The sequence below is a fragment of the Novosphingobium sp. SG720 genome (assembly GCF_012275365.1).
Taxonomy (GTDB): Bacteria; Pseudomonadota; Alphaproteobacteria; order Sphingomonadales; family Sphingomonadaceae; genus Novosphingobium; species Novosphingobium rhizosphaerae.
The window spans coordinates 231,391-249,911 of record NZ_JAAZQN010000006.1; the positions used below are offsets into that span (position 1 = coordinate 231,391).

The 18,521-nt window shown below is 66.3% G+C and carries 15 protein-coding genes; 2 read left to right on the forward strand and 13 right to left on the reverse strand.

Annotated elements, in window-relative coordinates; all coding sequences use genetic code 11:
* The 9 genes from FHW94_RS19400 to FHW94_RS19440 form a co-directional block, all read right to left on the reverse strand.
* Positions 1-858 carry an urease accessory protein UreD gene (locus FHW94_RS19400; RefSeq protein ID WP_168557484.1) on the reverse strand — a complete coding sequence of 286 codons (858 nt, stop codon included), beginning with the start codon at positions 856-858 and terminating at the stop codon, positions 1-3.
* A gap of 71 nt (positions 859-929) precedes the next feature.
* Positions 930-2,675, reverse strand: a complete 1,746-nt coding sequence (locus FHW94_RS19405; protein WP_168557485.1) for a methyl-accepting chemotaxis protein — start codon at positions 2,673-2,675, stop codon at positions 930-932.
* A 48-nt stretch (positions 2,676-2,723) separates the two neighbouring features.
* Positions 2,724-5,255 (reverse strand): TonB-dependent receptor, encoded by a 2,532-nt coding sequence (locus FHW94_RS19410; protein WP_246866277.1) that lies wholly within the window; start codon positions 5,253-5,255, stop codon positions 2,724-2,726.
* A gap of 161 nt (positions 5,256-5,416) precedes the next feature.
* Positions 5,417-6,460 carry a DUF2332 family protein gene (locus FHW94_RS19415; protein WP_168557486.1) on the reverse strand — a complete coding sequence of 348 codons (1,044 nt, stop codon included), beginning with the start codon at positions 6,458-6,460 and terminating at the stop codon, positions 5,417-5,419.
* A gap of 224 nt (positions 6,461-6,684) precedes the next feature.
* Positions 6,685-7,488, reverse strand: coding sequence for a copper resistance protein B (locus FHW94_RS19420; RefSeq protein ID WP_168557487.1), 804 nt, complete (start codon positions 7,486-7,488; stop codon positions 6,685-6,687).
* Positions 7,485-9,236 carry a copper resistance system multicopper oxidase gene (locus FHW94_RS19425; RefSeq protein ID WP_349237562.1) on the reverse strand — a complete coding sequence of 584 codons (1,752 nt, stop codon included), beginning with the start codon at positions 9,234-9,236 and terminating at the stop codon, positions 7,485-7,487. The genes FHW94_RS19420 and FHW94_RS19425 overlap by 4 nt, the downstream gene beginning before the upstream one ends.
* Before the next feature lie 4 nt (positions 9,237-9,240).
* A complete protein-coding gene (locus FHW94_RS19430; RefSeq protein ID WP_349237563.1) occupies positions 9,241-9,831 on the reverse strand; it encodes an RNA polymerase sigma factor in 591 nt (196 codons plus the stop codon).
* Between the two features lie 15 nt (positions 9,832-9,846).
* Entirely contained in the window at positions 9,847-10,314 is a 468-nt protein-coding gene (locus tag FHW94_RS19435; protein ID WP_168557489.1) for a periplasmic heavy metal sensor, read from the reverse strand.
* A complete protein-coding gene (locus tag FHW94_RS19440) occupies positions 10,314-10,637 on the reverse strand; it encodes a hypothetical protein (protein WP_168557490.1) in 324 nt (107 codons plus the stop codon). Before FHW94_RS19440 ends, FHW94_RS19435 begins: the two co-directional genes overlap by 1 nt.
* Before the next feature lie 155 nt (positions 10,638-10,792).
* On the opposite strand from FHW94_RS19440, the gene FHW94_RS19445 reads away from it, so the two are divergent.
* The gene (locus FHW94_RS19445) at positions 10,793-11,179 is read left to right on the forward strand and encodes a copper resistance protein CopC (RefSeq protein ID WP_168557491.1); all 387 of its coding nucleotides are present in this window, start codon (positions 10,793-10,795) and stop codon (positions 11,177-11,179) included.
* 1,028 nt (positions 11,180-12,207) lie between these two features.
* Here FHW94_RS19445 and FHW94_RS19450 read toward each other — a convergent pair.
* The 4 genes from FHW94_RS19450 to FHW94_RS19465 form a co-directional block, all read right to left on the reverse strand.
* On the reverse strand, positions 12,208-13,461 hold the full coding sequence (locus FHW94_RS19450) for a replication initiator protein A (RefSeq protein WP_168557492.1): 1,254 nt from the start codon (positions 13,459-13,461) through the stop codon (positions 12,208-12,210).
* 352 nt (positions 13,462-13,813) lie between these two features.
* Positions 13,814-14,998: a ParB/RepB/Spo0J family partition protein gene (locus FHW94_RS19455; protein ID WP_168557493.1), complete on the reverse strand. Its 1,185-nt coding sequence runs from the start codon at positions 14,996-14,998 to the stop codon at positions 13,814-13,816.
* Between the two features lie 50 nt (positions 14,999-15,048).
* Positions 15,049-16,251, reverse strand: coding sequence for an AAA family ATPase (locus FHW94_RS19460; protein WP_168557494.1), 1,203 nt, complete (start codon positions 16,249-16,251; stop codon positions 15,049-15,051).
* 299 nt (positions 16,252-16,550) lie between these two features.
* The gene (locus FHW94_RS19465) at positions 16,551-17,558 is read right to left on the reverse strand and encodes an MBL fold metallo-hydrolase (protein WP_168557495.1); all 1,008 of its coding nucleotides are present in this window, start codon (positions 17,556-17,558) and stop codon (positions 16,551-16,553) included.
* Between the two features lie 247 nt (positions 17,559-17,805).
* On the opposite strand from FHW94_RS19465, the gene FHW94_RS19470 reads away from it, so the two are divergent.
* Complete coding sequence (locus tag FHW94_RS19470) at positions 17,806-18,516, forward strand: MnmC family methyltransferase (RefSeq protein ID WP_246866278.1); 711 nt, start codon at positions 17,806-17,808, stop codon at positions 18,514-18,516.
* The last annotated feature ends 5 nt before the right edge of the window (positions 18,517-18,521 follow it).

Sequence of the window (18,521 nt, forward strand, 5' to 3'; positions counted from 1 at the left end):
TCAGCAGGTCCAAAGCGCCGGCAGGCGCGGCGCCAGCCCGAACACCGCCGCGCGCATGGCGCAGGCCGCCGCCATGACTTGCGTGCGCAGCACTTGGGCATCGGGCGCGGCCCAGCGCAGCAGCAGCATGCCATCGAAACTGGTGGCCCCGCCATGGGGCGCTGGCGCCAGGCTTCGCGCCAGATCGAGATGCCTGGCCGCATCGCGCCCCACATAAAGCATCGTGGCCAGCGCGCGGGCCTGGCCCAGCCCATGGGGCAGTTCTCGGGAAAGCGTGCCCTGCCCCGCGCCATCGCCGTGCATGTGCAGCGCATCGGCCCAGATCAGGCGTCCATCGCGGCGGATACGCCAGGCATCGTGGACCAGCCCTTGGGTAAATGCCTCGCCCATGGCGCCGCGCCCCAGCACGAGCGTTTCGACCGCCAGCAAGGCACCATCGCCGTCCACATCGGCTTGCAGCCGGCGACGCAGGCGCGTGCCCTGAAACAGGATGGCTTCCTGGCCCAGCCATTCGCAGCGCCCGCCCGCACCCACGCTCAGGTGCGTTTCCACGGCGATATCGGGATCTTCGGGCAGCACGCGATAAAGCTTTTCGGCCGCTTGCGTGGTCACCGTGCCGCAGGCCCCCGGCTCCACCACCACCTGCACTGCCACGCGGTCTCCGCCGGTCAGGCCGCCACTGGTGGTCAGGCTCACGGCCAGGGGAAATTCGCCCGCCGCGGCATCGGGAAACAGCAGGCGGCAAGGCGCCTTCTGGTAGATATCGCTGATCCCGTTGCCACCAAATGCCACGCGCGACAGGCCGGTCAGGCGCTGGTGCCCGGTCAGGCGCTGATGGCGGGCGGGGATCGCATGCATCGTGGCATCACGCTATGCCCCGCCAACCCCGGCTCATGTAGCCAATTGCGCAACACGGCGTTGCCGCGCGCTCACGCCGCGCGCAGGTGGCTTCCCCCGCTGCGTGCGCCCGCAGCGCCATCGTCGATGCGGAAGCTGGCGAACGATTGCGCCAGCATGTTGACTTCGCGCGCCAGGCTTTCGGTCGCGGCAGTGGTTTCCTCCACCATGGCCGCGTTCTGCTGGGTCATCCCGTCCATCGAACCGATTGCCGTGTTGATCTGGCTCAGGCCCGAAGACTGCTGCGTCGCGGTTTCCGAAATGGCGGAAATCACCCCGCCCACGCCGCTGACCTTGGCAATGATCCGCTGCAGCGATTCGCCCGTATCGTGCACCAGTTCAGAGCCCGAACGCACATGCTCGGTCACCGCGCCCACGCGGGCCTTGATTTCCTGCGCGGCTTCGGCGCTGCGCTGCGCCAGGGCGCGCACTTCGCTGGCCACCACGGCAAAGCCCTTGCCCGCCTCGCCGGCGCGCGCGGCTTCTACCCCGGCGTTCAGCGCCAGCAGGTTGGTCTGGAACGCGATCCCGTCGATCAGGGTAATGATCTCGGCAATCTCGCGGCTTGCCTGGTCCACGTCGCTCATCGCGGCAATGGCGCGGCCCACCACGTCGCCCCCGCGCGCCGCTTCGCTGCGCGCCTCGGCCATGGCCTGGTTGGCATTGCTCGTCAGGTCGGCATATTCCATCACCTTGCGGGTGATATCGGCCATGGCCGTGGCCGAAGCCTGGACATTGGCGGCCTGGCGCTCGCTGCGGTTCGAAAGGTCGATCGTTGCCTGCTTGATCTCGCCGGTGGTGCTGTTGATGCTGGCGATGGAGCCCTTGACCGTGCGCATTGCCGCGCCCAGCCGGCCCAGCGCCTGGTTGAAGTGGTCGGCCAGTTCCTGGAAATCGGCGGGCAACCCTTCCAGCCGCACGGTCAGGTCGGCGTCGGCCAGCGCGTGCAGCCCTTCGGCCAGGCACGCCATGGCGCGCTCGCGATCCTGCACCGCGGCCACGCGCATGCGCGCGGCATCGCGGAACACTTCCACCGCGCGGGCCATTTCGCCCAGCTCGTCGCTGCGATCGGCATCGGGAATGTCGATCTCGTTGTTGCCCTGCGCCAGTTGCTTCATCGTCTGGGTCAGCAGGGTGATCGGCGCGGCAATCGCCCGGCTCAGCATGCGCGAAAGGAAGAACGGCAGCCCGATCAGCAGGATGCCGCCCAGGGCCAGCGTCGCCCAGGCCAGCGTGATGGCGCGGCCCTGGCTGGCGGTGTTGGCGTCGATCGCCTCGCTCTGGATGTCGCGCAGCTTGCGCAGCGGCAGGACCGCATCGGTCACCAGCACCGCCTTGCCCGCCGCGCGCACCGCCGCCTGGGCGCCCATCTGGTCGCCAGACTTCACCACCTCGACGTACTTGTCGCCCCAGTTCTTCCGCCAGGCCAGCGTGGCCGCGCGCGATTGCAGCACCAGATCACGCTCGATCGGATCGGTCAGCGTGGTTTCCAGTTCGCGGCTCACCTTGTCATAATCGTCGCGCCCTTCGTAATAGGACTTGAGATACGAAGGATCAGCCGTGACCAGGTAGCCGCGCAGCTGGCTGTTCTGGCGCAGCAGCGCGGTTTCCAGGGTCAAGGATGCGGCATGAACGCCGCGGCTGTAGTCACTGCGTTCGGCCGATGCGCTGATCTGCGCGATATTAAGACCAAAGATCACGCTCATCAGCGCGGCCGTCAGCGCCACAGCCATCAGGGCAAAGACCAGCTTGCGGGGAATGGGCAGGTTGCGTTCCATATGCGATCTTTCGGCCTTGGGCAGTGGTGGTGGGAAACGGAGGCGCGATCAGAAGTTGAACCGCAGCGAACCGGTGACGGTCCGCCCGTTGATGACCTGGGCCGTGGCGATGCCGCTGGCTGGCACCGCACCGGCGCCCAGTTGCACGATCGCCAGCTTGTCGAACACGTTGAACGCATTCAGCCCCAGTTCCAGCCGCGCCACCGGCCGCACGAACAGATAGGGACTGACGATGACATAACCCGGTTGCTTGAGCAGGTTTGAATCCTGGGCAAAGCTGCTGGTCTGGCCGCTGACCTGCGCGCCCACGTTGAACAGCGTCGTGGCATACTCCGGGCGCGCCTGGAACAGCAGCGAGGGTTGGTGGCGTGGCTTGTGGCCCACGTTGCTGGCGTCGTCGCGGTCGCTGTCGATCCGCGCCTTCACATAAGTGGCACCCAGCTTGAGATGATAAGGCCCGCGATGGGCTTCCGCCTCTAGTTCAACGCCCTTGGCGCTGTAATCGCGGTGGACGTTCCATGTCACCGTGTTGCCGTTGGTATCGGCGCCAACCTGGAAGTCATTTTCATAGGCCGATGCCCAGAACCCGGTGACATAGATCGAGACGTCCTGCTTGCGCAGCTTCAGGCCGGCTTCGGCCTGCTTGATCGGGGCATGGCTGCTTGAAGGATCGGCAAGCCCGCCTGTCGCCAGATCGATCATCGAGGTGAACATCGCCCGCTCGCCCGTTGCCCGTCCACCCCGGCTATAGCGGGCAAAAACCGATGCTTCCGGCGCCAGGCGATAGTTCACCCCGGCAGAATAGGACACATAGCGATAGGTGTAGTCGATGATGCCCGGCTGCGAGAGGGGGAGGATCGCCACCGCCCGCTCCGGCACGCTGATCACGCCATCGTGGTTGACGTCCACTTGTGCCACGCCGTTGCGCCCGCCGCCCAGTTCGGCCCCGTATAGCGTGCCGTTGACCCGGCCGCGATCGACACGCACGCTGCCGCCAATGGCCAGCCGGCCCAGTTGATAATTGGCCGAAGCGTAAGGCGCCAATACATTGTACTGCAGGTCATAGCGACGATGCACCGTCGATGGCGGGGCAATTACGCCCATTCCGAACGAGGCATAGCCCCCTTGCGTCAATGCCGTACCATCGGCGGCAAACACATCGACCAGGGCGGCGTTGCTGCGGCCGGCGATCGCCAGGATGGAATTGCCAAAAATGTACATCGTGTCGACAGACTGCCGGGCCGCATAGAGGCCGGCCGTCGTGGTCAGCTTGCCCTCGCCCAAGGTCCACACGCGCGTGGCGCGCATGTCGTTGGCGACATGGTCGAGCTTGCGCAGCTTGGCATGTATTTCGATTTGCATCGCCAGCAGCCCGTTGCCATTCAACGTGGCAGGGTCTGCGATCACCTGCCCGGCCTGGGGCCCCGTGGCATAGGCGAACGAGGCCGGCCCATGGGCCACGATCCCGCCGATGACCGCCGCCGGGGCGACAATTCCCGGCATGGCCTGGTTGAATGCGCCGCCGTTGGAGGCATAGCGAAAGCGATCGGAAATCGTCCAGTCGCCCAGCTCGAACTGGGTTTCCAGCCCGGCACTGCGCGAGATCGCGCGAATGCCCTCGCGCGCATCGATGATCGTGGGGTTGTTGTTTTCGTCCATCCCCATGCCGGAGGTGGTATACTTGGTATGCACCGTGTCGCGCATCACGTTGGTGCCCGCCACGCTGCTCAACACCGGTTTGTCGTTGCTTCCCGTAATGGCGATCGGATATTCCGAATAGTCGGGCTCGCGGTCGTCCAGGTATTTGCCATAGAACCGGATGTAGCCGCCTTCGAATTCCTTGGTGACGTTCAACTTCACCTGGCCGCCGGAATAGGCGTTGTAACCGATATGGCGCGGCCCCTCGCCCACGCGATAAAAGCCACCCACATGGAAACGCCAGCCGTGGCCCAGTGGCGCGCCATAGGAAAAGTCCATCCGCTTGAGATCGTAACCCAGGCCGGCCGACAGCCGCACCGATCCGCCCTCGACCTCGCCGGTCTTGGAAATCAGGTTGATCACCCCGCCCGGCGAATTGGACGCAAACGTCGAGGCCGAACCGCCGCGAATGGCCTGCACTTGCGAAAGGCTCAAGTCCGCACGGACAAAGGTATCGACCCCGGCAAAATGGATGTCGCCCAGTTCCAGCACGGGCAACCCGTCTTCCTGGATCTGAAGATACTTGGAACCATCACCCGAAATCGGCAAGCCGCGCACGGTCATCGAGGAATAGCCATCGGTCCCGGTGGTTTCGACACGAATGCCGGGCAGGCTACCGATGATCGCGGCCGTGGACGTCACGCCCAGACGCTGCACCTCGTCTTCGTCCAGGCTGGTTGCCGAAATCGCCGAATCCAGCAAGTCGCGGCCCTTGGCAACGCCAGTGCTGAACGTCTTGCTGGCCGGCGCAGGCGCCGCCGGGCCGGCGCCCGATCCATGCTCCGCCACATCATGATCGGCGCTCCAGCCCGCGTCGGCCGCATGGGCGCCAGCAGAAACCATCATAGTGGCCGAAGCCAGCAGGGCATAACGCAACGTCATTTCCGATATTCTCCCAAAGCAAGGGCGTCTCGGATCTGGCATTAGGAGAACAGGCGGAATTAACCGTTGCTGGGATATAGGCAGATTTGCGGAGGGTTAATGTAACCAGTTATTCCGCCGAACAAACGCCACGTATATTTACTAACTGCGCCTCGATCCTTTCAGGCAAGCCACTCGATCCATTCGCCATAGGGATGGACGCGCGCCAGGGTCTGGGTCTGCCCGCCGCTCCGCGCCCCCGCGCCCCAATGCGTGGCCTGCAACATTACCGCGCTGCGATCCGCCGCCCATTCCAGCCCGATCCAGGCCAGCGGCTGTTCGGGCGTGGCCGCAGCGCCGGCGCGGATGATCGTCGCGGTAATCTCGCCGCGCTCCCCGGCAGACAGATACTGCATGACCATCGAATGCACGATCACCCTGCGGGTGCCCTGGGCCTGCGGCGCGGCCAGGCGGCGCTCCAGCCAGGGCGCGGCGCTTTCGCGGTCCACCAGCGGCGGATGGCGGCGCGCAATCGCGAGCGCGGCCTGCAGCCGCGCCAGGCGATCGGGCTTGTCGGGCCAGACATAGGCCTGCATGCGCGTGGCGCTTGCCGGTTCGCGCGGATCGATCGGCGCCAGGTCCACCCCGCGCGCGCTGGCAATGCGCAGCGCAGCCGGCGGTGGAGATGCCCCGCGCCAATCTGGCACGATGGACAAGGGCGAATCCGCCGGCCCGCAGGTCCTGCGCCCAAGGACATGGCGATAGTGCCCCAGATTGAGATTGAGACCTGCACTGGCGCCCACTTCCAGCAATTCCACCGGCAGCGGCCCTTGCCTGTCCAGCGTCAGCAGCGCAGCGGCAAAGGCGGCCGATCGCGCCACTTCGTTGGTCTGGGTGGGGTGGGCCATCCAGCCGATGACAAACCCCTGGTGCAGCGCCAGCGCTTCGCCCACGGCCGCTTCGAAATCACCATTCTGGCTCGCAAACAGTGCGGCAAGGCGGGGCGGATCGCCCGCCAGCGCAAGGGCATGCAGCGCCGAAGCCAGCCTGAACGCCACGGCATCGGCGCCGAATTCGCCCGGCCAGTTGTCGAACATCAGCGCCAGTTCGGGGGCCTGGTCAAGTTGCCGCCAGGCCGCTTCCACCAACCGCGCCACGAAAGGTGAACCAAGGGCGGCAATGCGCGCGGCGTGGGTCCGCAAGCCATCCCGCCGGGGCTCTGCCACCACGCCCACCCTGGGCCCCGCCCCCGGCCCGGCGTCCCGGCCAAAACGCTTGCCCTGCCCCGCGGCCCTGGCCACTTCGTCTCGGGCCGGCAAAGAAACCGCCATCATCGTCAACGCCAATCGTGCCTGATCCATATCCACTTGCACGATATGGACGATCAGGCCCCAACAGGCCTCCACCACCCATCACGTAGAGATGCGTAGTCCCCCGTTCATGATGGCCATCACCACCAAACCCTCACCCCGGCCAGCGCGCGCAGCGCCGCGGCTTTTTCGCCGCCGGCGCGCGCCGCCCGTGCAGTGCCGCCCAGCTGCCGTTCCCACGAAAGGCCAAGATAGGGCGCAAACGTGCGGCGCAGTTCATAGCGCAGGCGCAGGCCCGCCTCGACCCGGTCGATTCCGGCGCCGCGGTCCCGGCTTCGGTCGCCGTGCAGGTCCGGCATGGCCTGCGCCGCCCAATCCAGTTCCACGCGCGGCTGCGCCACCAGGCGCTGGGTCACGCGCTGGTCATAGCTTGCTTCGGCCCGCCCGCTCACTTCGCCGCGGGTGGACAGGAAGACCGAGGTTTCCACATCGAACCAATAGGGTGCCAGGCCCTCGATGGTCAGCGCGGCATGGGTGCGCCCCTGCCCTGCCCCCAGGTCCTGGCGCAGGCCCGCGCGCAAGTTGAACCAGGGATCCAGGGCATGGAGCCAGCCTGCCTGTGCTTCGGCGCGGTCCAGCCGCCCGCCAAAGGCACCCTCGCCGCGTGTTTCGACGGCCAGCCGGTCGCTGTCGCCGCCCCACCAGCCCTTGGCTTCCCAGGCATAGTCGTCCCCGCCGCGCAGTTCCAACTGGTCCACCATCACCTGGCTTACCGCCATGCCACCGCTTTCGCGAACCAGCGCGGTTCGTGCCCGCGCCATGGCCTGCGGATCGAACAGCGCATCGGCAGCGTGATCGGCCGGTGGCGCCGGGGGAGCCTCCTGCCCGTGCGCCACGCCGCTGCCCAGCGCCAAGGCGGCGGCCCATCCCAGGCCGCGCTTCATGCCGCCTGCTCCCGCACGGTGACCACGCGAAACATGCCCGCATGCATGTGCAGCAGCATGTGGCAGTGAAACGCCCAATCCCCCACCGCGTCGGCCGTCAGGTCGAAGCTCGCCTTGCCGCCGGGCAGCACGTTGATGGTGTGCTTGCGCGGCGCGGCTTCCTCCGCGCCGTTCACCAGGTCAAAGAAATGGCCATGCAAATGAATGGGATGGGGCATCATCGTATCGTTGATCAGCGTCACCCTTACCCGCTCGCCGGCACGAAATGCCAGTGGCGCAGGGTTCTCGCTCAACTTCACCCCGTCGAACGACCACATGTAGCGTTCCATGTTGGCGGTCAGGTGTATGTCGAGGCTGCGCGTCGGCGGCGCCTGGGCGCGCGGCACCCGCGCCTTGAGATCGGCATACGTCAACACGCGATGGTCCACGTCCTCCAGCCCGGTCGGACGGTCAGCCAGGCGGTCGACCGGCGCGGCGGCCAGCGTCGCCACGCCCGGCCCCATGCGCATCGTCGGCGGCGCCAGGCTCTTGTCGCGCATTTTCATGCCGCCATGGCCATGATGATGGGCCGGCGCCGGCTCTGGCGCCGAAAGGTCCAGCGTGCCGGCCGCCATGTCCATCCCGGTCATGTCCATGCCACCCATGCCCATGTCGCGCATGGTCAGCAGCGGCCGCTTGCGGCGCGGCGGGATCGGTGCCGCCATCCCCGGCACCGGCGCAAGGGTTGCGCGGCACTGGCCCGATCTGTCGATGGCTTCGGCAATGATCGCAACGGGTTGCATCGAATTAGGCTGCACGATCAGGTCATAGGTTTCGGCAATGCCGATCTGCAGTTCATCGGTTTCCACCGGCGCCACGTCGCCACCGTCGGCCGCCACCACCTGGATTGGCAAGCCGGGCAGGCGCACGTTGAAATTGGTCATCGCCGCGGCATTGATCACGCGCAGCCGCACCCGCTCGCCGGGGGTAAACAGCCCGGTCCAGTTGCCCGCGCTGTCGTGGCCATTGATGCAATAGGTGTAGGTAGACCCCGTCACATCGGAAATGTCGGTCGGGTCCATGCGCATCCTGCCCCAGTCTAGCCGGTCGGCCAGGGACTGGTCGCGCCCGGCCAGCAAGCCGGCCAGGGTCTGCTGCTGGCGGTTGTAGAACCCGCCCTGCTGTTTCAAGCGCTTGAACAGCATGTGCGGGTGCACGTCGGTCCAGTCGTGCAGCATCACCACGTGCTCGCGCGCGGCCGCTTCCGCCTCGCCCGCGGCAGGGTCGATCACGATCGGGCCGAACAGGCCCATCGCTTCCTGCATCCCACTATGGCCGTGATACCAGTATGTTCCGGCCTGGCGCACGGTAAACACATGGTCAAAGCTCTGCCCTGGCGCAATGCCGGGATAGCTGATGCCGGGCACGCCATCGAACTGGAACGGCACAAGCAGGCCGTGCCAATGGATCGAGGTGTCTTCGTCCAGGTGGTTGTGCACGCGCAGACAAACCTGCTGCCCTTCGCGCAGGCGGATCATGGGCCCGGGCGTCGTCCCGTTGACCGTGACGGCATGGCCACGCCGCCCGCCCAGCACGACCGGCGCATGGCCTACCGTCAATTCGATCAACTCGCCCGAAAGCGTGGCCGGCGCCGCGCCCATCGCGCTATGCCGCATGCCCGCGCCATCGCCCATGGCGCGCGCCCAGTCGGGCAAGATCGCGCCCATTCCTGCGCCGCCCAATGCGGCTATCATCGTGCGTCGATCCACGGTTTCAGTCCTCTTCGCCAAGCACCTGGGCAAGGCGCTTTCTTGCGCGGTAAACTCTTGTTTCCACAGCTTTCTCGCTCAACCCGAGCAAAGCGGCGATATCGCGCTGCGCCATGCCCTCAACGCCGTGCAGCACGATCGCCTCGCGCAAGGGCGCCGGCAGGCCCGCAATGGCATCGGCCGTGCGCACCAGCTCGGCCCGCGCGCCTGCTTCCTGCTCCGGCCCGGGGGCTGGATCGGGCACCTGCGCTGCCAACTCCTCGCCGCCGCGGTCGTCGCCCGTTGCACGCCAGCCCAACCAGAACCGCCGCACCGCTTGCCGTCGCCGCCAATCACGCCCCTTGTTCAGTGCAATCCGTCCCAGCCACCAGCGCATGGGCCGCTTCGGGTCATAGCGCGCCAAGGCGGCAAACGCGGCGATGAAAGTTTCCTGCGTGACATCCAGCGCGGCATCGGCCTGCCCGGTCTGCGCCCAGGCCACGCGATATACCGCCTGGCGATGGCGCACCATCAGGTGGCGATAGGCCTGCTCGTCCCCCGCCAGGGCCGCGCGCACCAGCGCGGCATCGTCTGCCTGATCCAGCCCGTGGCGCACGCTGCCGCCGGCCCGTCAGCGGCGTTGCACGGGCTGCGACGCCGCATCGGGCGTTGTCCGGGTCAGGGCCGTGACCATGGCTTGGTCGAAGCGCACCTGTTGCTCGGGCCGCAGCACGCCGCGCATGGCAAACAGGTGTTGCAGCGTTTCCTTTTGCAGCATGCCCATGGCCTGATGCGAACGGTCCACCGCCGCCGCCACGCGCGGGCCATAGCCCTTTTCCGCCACGATCGCCTGTGCCAGGTCGCGGTTGTCCTGCGCCATCTGGGCGCCATAGCGCGCCTGTGCCGCGGCATAATCGCGCTCCAGCCGCGCTATCGCCTGCTCCTGGCCCGCATCGAGCGCCAGATCGCGATGAATCAAGGTGTGAAACGTGGTTTCCAAGGGCTGTGCGGGCCGAAACAGCACGCGCCCCACCCCCACCCCCGCCAAGGCCGCCACAAAGGCCAGCAAGACCGCCAGGGCCGTTTGGCGCGCGCCCATCACCCTGCCCCCAGCAAGACCACCGAAGGCGCCTGTGGCGGCAGCGCCAGCGGCCCTGCAGCCAGGCTTCGTGCGTCCTCTCCGGGCTGCGGCGCGCGCAGCGGCGGTTGCTGCTGTGCCAGCCCGCCCGCCAGGCCCACGGCCAAAGCCAGCGCTCCGGTCCAGGCGAGCTGGCGCCGCGCCTGGGTCTGTTGGCGGCGCAGGGCAAATCCCGCCATCACCGCCTGTTCGGCGCCCGCCCAATCGAGTGCTGCTCCATCCGGCGCAACATCGGCCCGTGCACGCAACTGGGCCAGTCTTTCGTCCACGCTGGTCATCGGCATCGGCATCTCCTGTTCGCACCCTTGGCGCCTTTACCGCATCATACGCAGGCCGCGCCCCGCCCCCTCACCGCCATCAAACATTTTTTGGCGCGGCGGCAAGGGATCGCGGCATGGCATGCGTATCGGCTTTCAGGATATCCTCGAAAGGCTCGTACATGCACTCTCGCTCGCTTTCCGCGCTTGCCTTGGCCGGCGCCATGCTGGCCGCCCCCTTCCCTGCCCTGGCCAAGCCATCGCTGGCCAGTGCCAGTCCGGCGGCAGAGGCTGCCGTTTCCGCCCCACGGCAGATCACGCTCACCTTTGCCGAGCCGGTGTCCCTGCCCACCGCTCCCCTCGCCCTGGTCATGACCGGCATGCCCGGCATGGCACATCACAATCCGATGACCGTCACCGGCTTCGCCACCCGGCTTGGCGATGACGGGCGGACCCTCGTCGCCACCCTGCCGCGCGCACTTCCGGCCGGCACCTATCGCCTCACCTGGCATGCGGCGGACAAGGGCGGCGAAAGTGCCGAGGGCAGCTACAGTTTCACCGTCAAATAGAAAGCCGTGCAGGAAGGTCGGTCAAGAGACTGAAATTGCACATATTTTCGTTTTCGGCCGGTTTTGCCCTGATTTGCGGCAAAACCGGCCGAAATTCGTTGTAGCTGCCAACCGCCGAAGTTTCGCGCTATCTATTTGGTTTTTAATCCTAAATAACGCGAAATGGGTATTTCGAGGCCACCTGCACGGTATTTGCCCCTTCCTCTGCTGGGCGCCCATGCACGGCCGCCGCAGCCATGCCCCTTCCCCCTTATCAATCAGACCAAAGAGTCTTCCCGCGGGTTAGATCCTCTTTAAAGGGGTTAGACAAGTTAAGGCTGCGATCGATGCGGGCGAATCGCCGTGACCTCGCGATTCGTGCAAATGCCCCTGTTCCCGATAGATCGAGATTGTGTTCCTGATGGATCGATGCACCGTTCCTGAAAGGTCGTGTCCGCGTTCCTGATGGATCGACGGGCCGTTCCCGAAGGGTCGAAACCCGCGTTATGGCGTTCCCGATAGGTCGAACTTTGCCACGAACAGCCCAATTGACGCGACGGTTTGAATTTCTTTTTTGGAACAGGCCACGTGGAAGGTTCAATTGCGACAGAGGATTTCGCAGCCCCGCTCGCGGCCACCAACAGGCACGACACATCGCGAACGGATCGAGCAATCGTGGGATGCAGCGCATCGCGGTTTGCTTGGTTGTCTGCCAAATAGGGATGATCGTCGCGTTCGGGCATTGCTCGCGTTCGTCCACTCTCGCCGGTTCCCGATCCCGTCGCCGCCGTCGTCGTGTCCTGCCGGCAAGGCGCATTGGAGCGGGCAAGTGTGTCTGCGCGTGGCATGGTGGATATTGCCACCCTCCCCTCCCCTCCCCCGCCCCGCGCTTGGATCGCATGTGGCGCGCTCGGTGTTTGGCGGCTGGCATGATGGCGAAGGATGGATCCGGCCAGAGAGCCGCGTGGGCCCTCGGCGCGTTCCCCTGCTGACCGTCATTGGCCTGTAGGGGAAGCGCGCGGGCGTGATTGCCTGCGCGCGCGGTTGGCTCAGCGCAGGGTGTGGCGGTGCTTTTCGTGATGGCGCTTGGTCCAGCCGATGAAAGCGCGTTGCCAGTCGGCCGGGGTGCGTGCGGCATCGGCTGACACCCAGCGTTCGAACTCGGCATGCAAGGCGTGGAAGTCCCAGCCTGGGCATGTCTCGCGCAAGTGCGCCAGGGTTTCATCGGTCATGAAGCCGCGCGTGGCGGCGTGGCTCAATCCGGCAATGGTCGAGCGGATCAGGCTGCGTGCATCGACCGTGGCAGGCTTCGCAGCAGGGGCAGGCGTGGCCGCAATCGCGGGCGAAGCCGTGCGCGCGGGGGTCGGCTCCGGTCGGGCTTCGGGTGCGGGCAGGGCCTGTGGGGCGGGCAGTGGGGCCGGCAGCGGGGAGTGTCGTTTCCCCGGGGAAACGACTTCTGCGCCGTCCTTGCCGTCCACCCGGCGCATGCGCAAGAGCGGTTCGCCGGCCTTGCCCTGTTCGACGCTCAGGGCATAGCCGGGCAGGGCATCCTTTTCCGCCAGCTTGAGGATTTCGAACTTGAAGCGGCGATATTCGCCTTCCGCGCCCGATTTTTCGAACAGAGTCGGCATGGCAATGGCAAAGCCGTCCTCGCCGGCACCGCCAGCGTGCTTGCGCGCCACTTTGTACAGCCAGCGCTCGCGGCCACCGGTGATGTTGAAATAGGCGCGGTCGATCGCCAGGACGCCGCCTTGCATCATCACGCCTTCCCAGAACCAGTTGGATAGCTCCAGCGTCATGCCCTTGGAACGCTCGGTGCGTTCGTCGACCAGCTGGGTCCAGCCATCGAGCCACGAGAAGGTGGCTTCACGGCGGTTTTCGGCGCGGATGTTGGTCTTGATCGTGGTGGCAACCAGTCGATCGAGCGCCTGGCCCAGCAGTTCATAGGCGCGCCCGGTGGTGGGGCGGCCGATCGCGCGCAGCAGGTCATAAGGCATGATGTTGAGCTTGCGCGGCACATCGTTGGCGCCACGCCGCACCATGTCGGCCAGCACGCTGGCGCAATAGATCAGGATGTCCGCGTCCCAGATCGTGGCCATGCCATAGTCCGGGTTGCCCGAGACGTGCACCCACAGCTTGCCGTCGGGGCTGGTATAGTCGATCGGCTTGGTGCGCTTGGTCTTGGCCAGCGAAAAGAACGGGCGTTCCATCATCTCGCGCTGGTCGCGCAAGGGCATGTCGGCCACGTAAGGCAGGAAGACGTCGAAGCGTTCGCTGCTGGCGGAAGGTTTGCTGCGGGTCATGGAGATGCCGGTATTGCTGGATGGGGAAGGGGAAGCAGATGCGCCAATACCCGGTACCGGCAAGGGCCGGACCGGGGCAAGGTTGGGGGGATGGGAAAGCTGTGGGGAGGGGGGAAGAACGAGCAGGAGGGTGGCATGGCCCGCTTTGCCCCAAAAGTTGCGCCCATGCGGCGCCACGGGCCCGCTCTGGCTTGCTTCAAGACATGGGAGGTTGCCCGTGACGGGCGCGCCGGAGCAGCGCCGGCCCAGGTCCATGGGGTGAGGGGGGGCGGGCCTCCCTCGGTTCGCGTTCTTGAACTGGGCAAGGCCCAAGGCCCAGATGTTTCCCCGGGGAAACGGGGAAACGCTGGCCTCACCGCTGCATGCCCTTGCCTTGGGATTCGAGAGCTTCAAGCGCGGCGCGCACGCCTTCGACGAGGTCTTCGGTCGTCGCGCCGGTGCCGTTGTGCAGCTTGAGCGTCACCCCCTGGCGACCGGCCGAGAGCACCGAGACGGCACAGCGCCCGGTGGCCGGCGCATCCCACACGAACAGCGGTCCGCGCGGCGCCTGGCCAGCGCTGGGCGCCGCGAGCAGGCGCTGGAGCACTTCGGCCGAGGCCAGCATGGGCCGTCCACCGCTGCGGGCGGCATCCTGCTCGCGCGCGATCTGGCGCGCTTCCTTGAGGATCAGGGCCTGCGCGTTCTTGTCATCAAGGGCTTGGGCGAGGGCGTAACCGGGCTTGAGCTGCACATCGGCAGGCGAAGCAAATGCGGCGATCACGGCATCGGGGATCGTTGCCACGCGCAGCATTTTGGAAAGCCAACCCTTTGACAACTTTAGCCTTTCCGCCATGCGGGTAAGGTGGTTGCCATAGTGGTCTTTCAAGGCCAGCGCGTAATTGCGGGCGCGTTCGAGATCCGAAACGTCCTTGCGGGCGCGGTTTTCCAGATCGGCCAGGCGGAACGCGGCTTCATCGTCGAGCTGGGCAACCTGGGCGAGGAACTGGAACTGCGGATAGGAATTGGCGCGCAGCCAGGCAATCGACCAATGGCGCCGCGTTCCCGCGATCACTTCATAGTCATAGGCCGGATCGCCTTCCAGGCGGCGCACAACCGCCGGCACTTTCTGGCCGCCTTCGGCGATGATCGAATCGATCAGTTCGCGGCAGGATTCTTCAGACAGGTGGGCATAGGAACGGGCATTGCCGGCCCATACGCGCACCCGCGCCGGATCGAGCAGCAGTTGCGTGACCTGGCGCACTTCCCCGCTGGCAACCCGTGCCAGCGCGCTTTCGCGGTTGAGCAGCGTGGTGCCGCGCAAGGGGCCAAGGCCCGGCGACGCCGCGCGTGGGGACTGCGCCGGTGCCGGGGCGGGTGCGGGGTCTGCGCGCGGGGCCGGTGTGGCGTCCTCCGCCACGCCCGAAGGGCGCGCAGAGGGCGTGTTGTCGATCACCGCAGGCGCGATGGGCGCTGCCGGGGCCGCGCTGGGCGAGGGGCTGGCGGTTTCTTCGTCTTCCGCCAGCAGCGCGGCGAGGTAATCGGATTGCTTGCGCGCCATGGCGTTAGAACCTTGCGAAGAACGGGGCAGAGGGAAGGGGAAGGGTGGCTTCAGGCATGGAGCACATCCTCTTCACGCGCCGGGGCAATGCGGCCCCAGCCGGTGCGCACCAGCTGTTCGATCTGGCCCAGTGCCTCGTCGAGGTTGGCGCGGCAACGCTTGTGCGTCTTGGCCGTCCCGATCGGCTTTTCCAGTTCGTAGATCGTCATCATGCGCAAGGCGGCGTGGCTGATTTCCGCGCTTTCCAGGATGGGCACGGGCAGCAGGGCGGGGCCAAAGGTCTGCTCCATGATGGTGCGGACCATGGCGTGGCTGGGATCGTTGCCGTCAAATTTCGAACAGATCAGGCGAACGAATTGATAATCCACGGCAATCCCGGCTTCAACCAGCTGCGCGATGACCTGGTCCATCATGGAGAGGAACTGCACGGTGGAGCAGAAATCGGGGGTGGTGGCCGCCAGCGGCACGAGCAGGGCATTGGCCGCCTGCATCACCGCCAGCGAGATCGTGCCCAGCGCCGGCGGCGGATCGAGGATCACCACATCGTAATCGCGAGCGAGGTCGAGCAGCCCCTGCTTGAGCTTGCGGAAGCGCGCCGCCAGCACCGACTGTCCATCGGCGCCGGCCGCGGCAAGTTCGTATTCCACGTCGAACAGTTCGAGATTGGAAGGGATCAGATCGACATTGGGCCAGGGCGTGCGCTTGACCGCGTAGAGCAAGTCGGCCTGGGTCGGGTCGATCGACAAGTAGGGGTAAAGGGTTTCCTCCCGCGTGATGTTGAAATGCGGGTTGAAGCCGAACAGCGTGGTCGTGGTGGCCTGGCTGTCGCAATCGACCACCAGAACGCGATAGCCCTGCACTGCGAAATAGTGCGCCAGGTGGGTGGTGACGGTGGACTTACCCACCCCGCCCTTGAAATTCTGCACCGCGATCATCGCCGGCACGTCTTGCGGCCCCCGCGTGGGCATGGCGCCCAGCACTTCGCGCATGTTGAGCATTTCGGTGACGCCATAGCCGATGCGCCGGCCGTTGTCGCCCGACGGGGGCGGGGGCAGGCGGCCATCATCCTCGGCCATGCGGATGCGGTTGGTCGAACAACCCAGCAGGTGCGCGGCTTCGGCAATGCCAAAACGCACGTTGAGTCCCTTGCGGCTTTCCGGCAGAAAGGCCTTGCGCCGCAAGCGCTCGATCATCCGCTCCCCGGCTTGGGCCAGATCGCCGATTTGCCCCACGATTGCATTGGTATCAGCCATCATCCGCCCGTTTGAAGCTGTTGATGGGTATGCATAGCAAATTTCATTCAATCGGGCAACTTGGTGGTTTACCATCGCAAGAGCGCGCAAAAACGGCGCAGCATGCATTCCATTGGCCCTTTGGCCGAGGCAATACATACTTTTGCCGGAATAAATCAAATCATTGAATTTAAATCATAAATTCTGCCATGCAGCGGGACCGCCATCCCATCGCCGCGCCGCTTCGCTGGCCCAGACCCTTGATGTCGATAGGAATTCCGCAACGCGGCGATCGGCCTCAAGCCGCCCGCATCATAGAATCACGCGCCGGCCCCGCGCGCCGGAATATCGGCAACCTGGCCGGGATGCAGCGCGCGAAAGCGTTCGGGCGCGATTCCCTGCGCGGCAAGCGCGGCGTCAAGCTGGTGCAGCGGGTCTTCGCGCGGCTCGTCGGTCAGCTTGAACGTGCCCCAGTGGATGCCGAGCGCCCGGTCGGCATCAAGATCGCGCATGATCGCCACCGCTTCGGCCGGGTTGGTATGCTGCGCGGCCATGAACCAGCGCGGGTCATAGGCGCCGATCGGCAGCAGCGCGCAATCGACCGGGCCGAAGCGCGCGCGCAGGGCACGAAAGATCGCGCCGGTGCCATAGCCGGTATCGCCGGCGAAATAGACCGTCCGGCCTTGCGCGCACAGCATGAAGCCACCCCACAGCGCCATGCGGCGATCGCGCGGACCGCGCGAGGACCAATGCAGCGCAGGCACGAGATGGGCCTGCGCGGTGCCGGCCGGATCGAGGGGGTGGGCCTGGTGCCAATCGAGCGCGGCAAGGCGGGCGCCGGGCACATGGCGGCGCACGATACTGTCGTTGCCCAGCGGGGTGATGATCAGCGGCGCATGGGCTTGGGTCAGGGCTTTGAGCGTGGCCACGTCGAGATGATCGTAATGGTTGTGCGAAAGCAGCACGGCGTGGATCGGCGGCAGGTCTGCCAGCGCCACGCCTGGCGCAGTAACGCGGCGCGGACCGGCAAAGCGCACCGGGCTGGCGCGCTGCGCCCAGACCGGATCGGTCAGGATGTTGAGGCCCCCCAACTGGATCAGCACCGTGGCATGGCCGATCATGGTGATGCGCAGGCCACGCACCGCCGCATCGGGCCGGGCCGGCGTGACCGGCACCGAGGGCGGCCAGGGGTTGTCGGGCGCGGTGCGGCGCCAGCGCAGCACATCCTTTAGCGAGCGATCGGTTTCGGGCTCTGCGGCGGGATTGCGGAAGCGCAGCCCGTCGAAATGGTCGCTGACAGGGCCTTGATAATAGGGATTGCGCGGCATGCGGCCCTTTCGCGGTGGCGCGGGGGAGTGGAGGCCCACCAAGTGGGTGTGGCGTGGCGGAAATACCAGGGGGGATGGCCAAGCGCGATTGCATTGCCGGGCCAAGTCACTATGGGCTGTTGCTGCGTCGGTGCCGTGCCTGTGACTTGCGGGGTGGGCATTTCCCCCCTCTTGCTTGGTCCTTTCTCGCCATGGCCGTTTCATGCCGTTGCGCCGGGGCCGTGCCGTTGCCGCGATTGGATACCCTTTGGCCCAGACCACGCTTGCCCCGCATCGGGACGAGAAGATCCGCCTGATCGACAAGGCGCGCCTGCCCGGGGGCGGCGAGCTGCTCCTGCTGCAAAGCGGCGATTCCTTTTCGATCGAGTTGGACGAAGAGGAATTGATGGGCAACACCGACTATGTGTCGGAACAGGCCCTGGCGACGATGACCGCCCAGCGCCTGCGCCGGCACAACGGATCGATCCTGATCGGTGGACTGGGCATGGGCTTTACCCTGGGTGCGGCGCTTCAGGCCTGGGGCAAGGGCGCACGCATCCGCGTGGCCGAACTGGTGCCCGAAATCCTGGCCTGGGCCAAAGGGCCGCTGGTCGATGTCTTTGCCGGCAAGCTGGACGATCCGCGCGTGACCGTGACGCTGGGCGATGTGCACGATGTGATCGCGCAGGGCGGCGCTGGGGGCAGGGGGCAATTCGATGCCATCCTGCTGGATGTGGACAATGGCCCCGACGGGTTCGTGCAGAAGGAAAACGACCGGCTTTATGGCCCGGACGGCTTGCGTGCCGCCTATGCCGCGCTGCGGCCGGGCGGCATCCTGGCGGTGTGGTCGGCCGATCCCGACGCGCGCTTTACCCGCGCGCTGGCACGCGCCGGCTTTGCCGTGGAGGCCGTGCCCGTGCCAGCTTATGAAGGCGCGCGCAACGATGTCCACTGCCTGTGGTTTGCCACGCGGCGCTAGGCGGC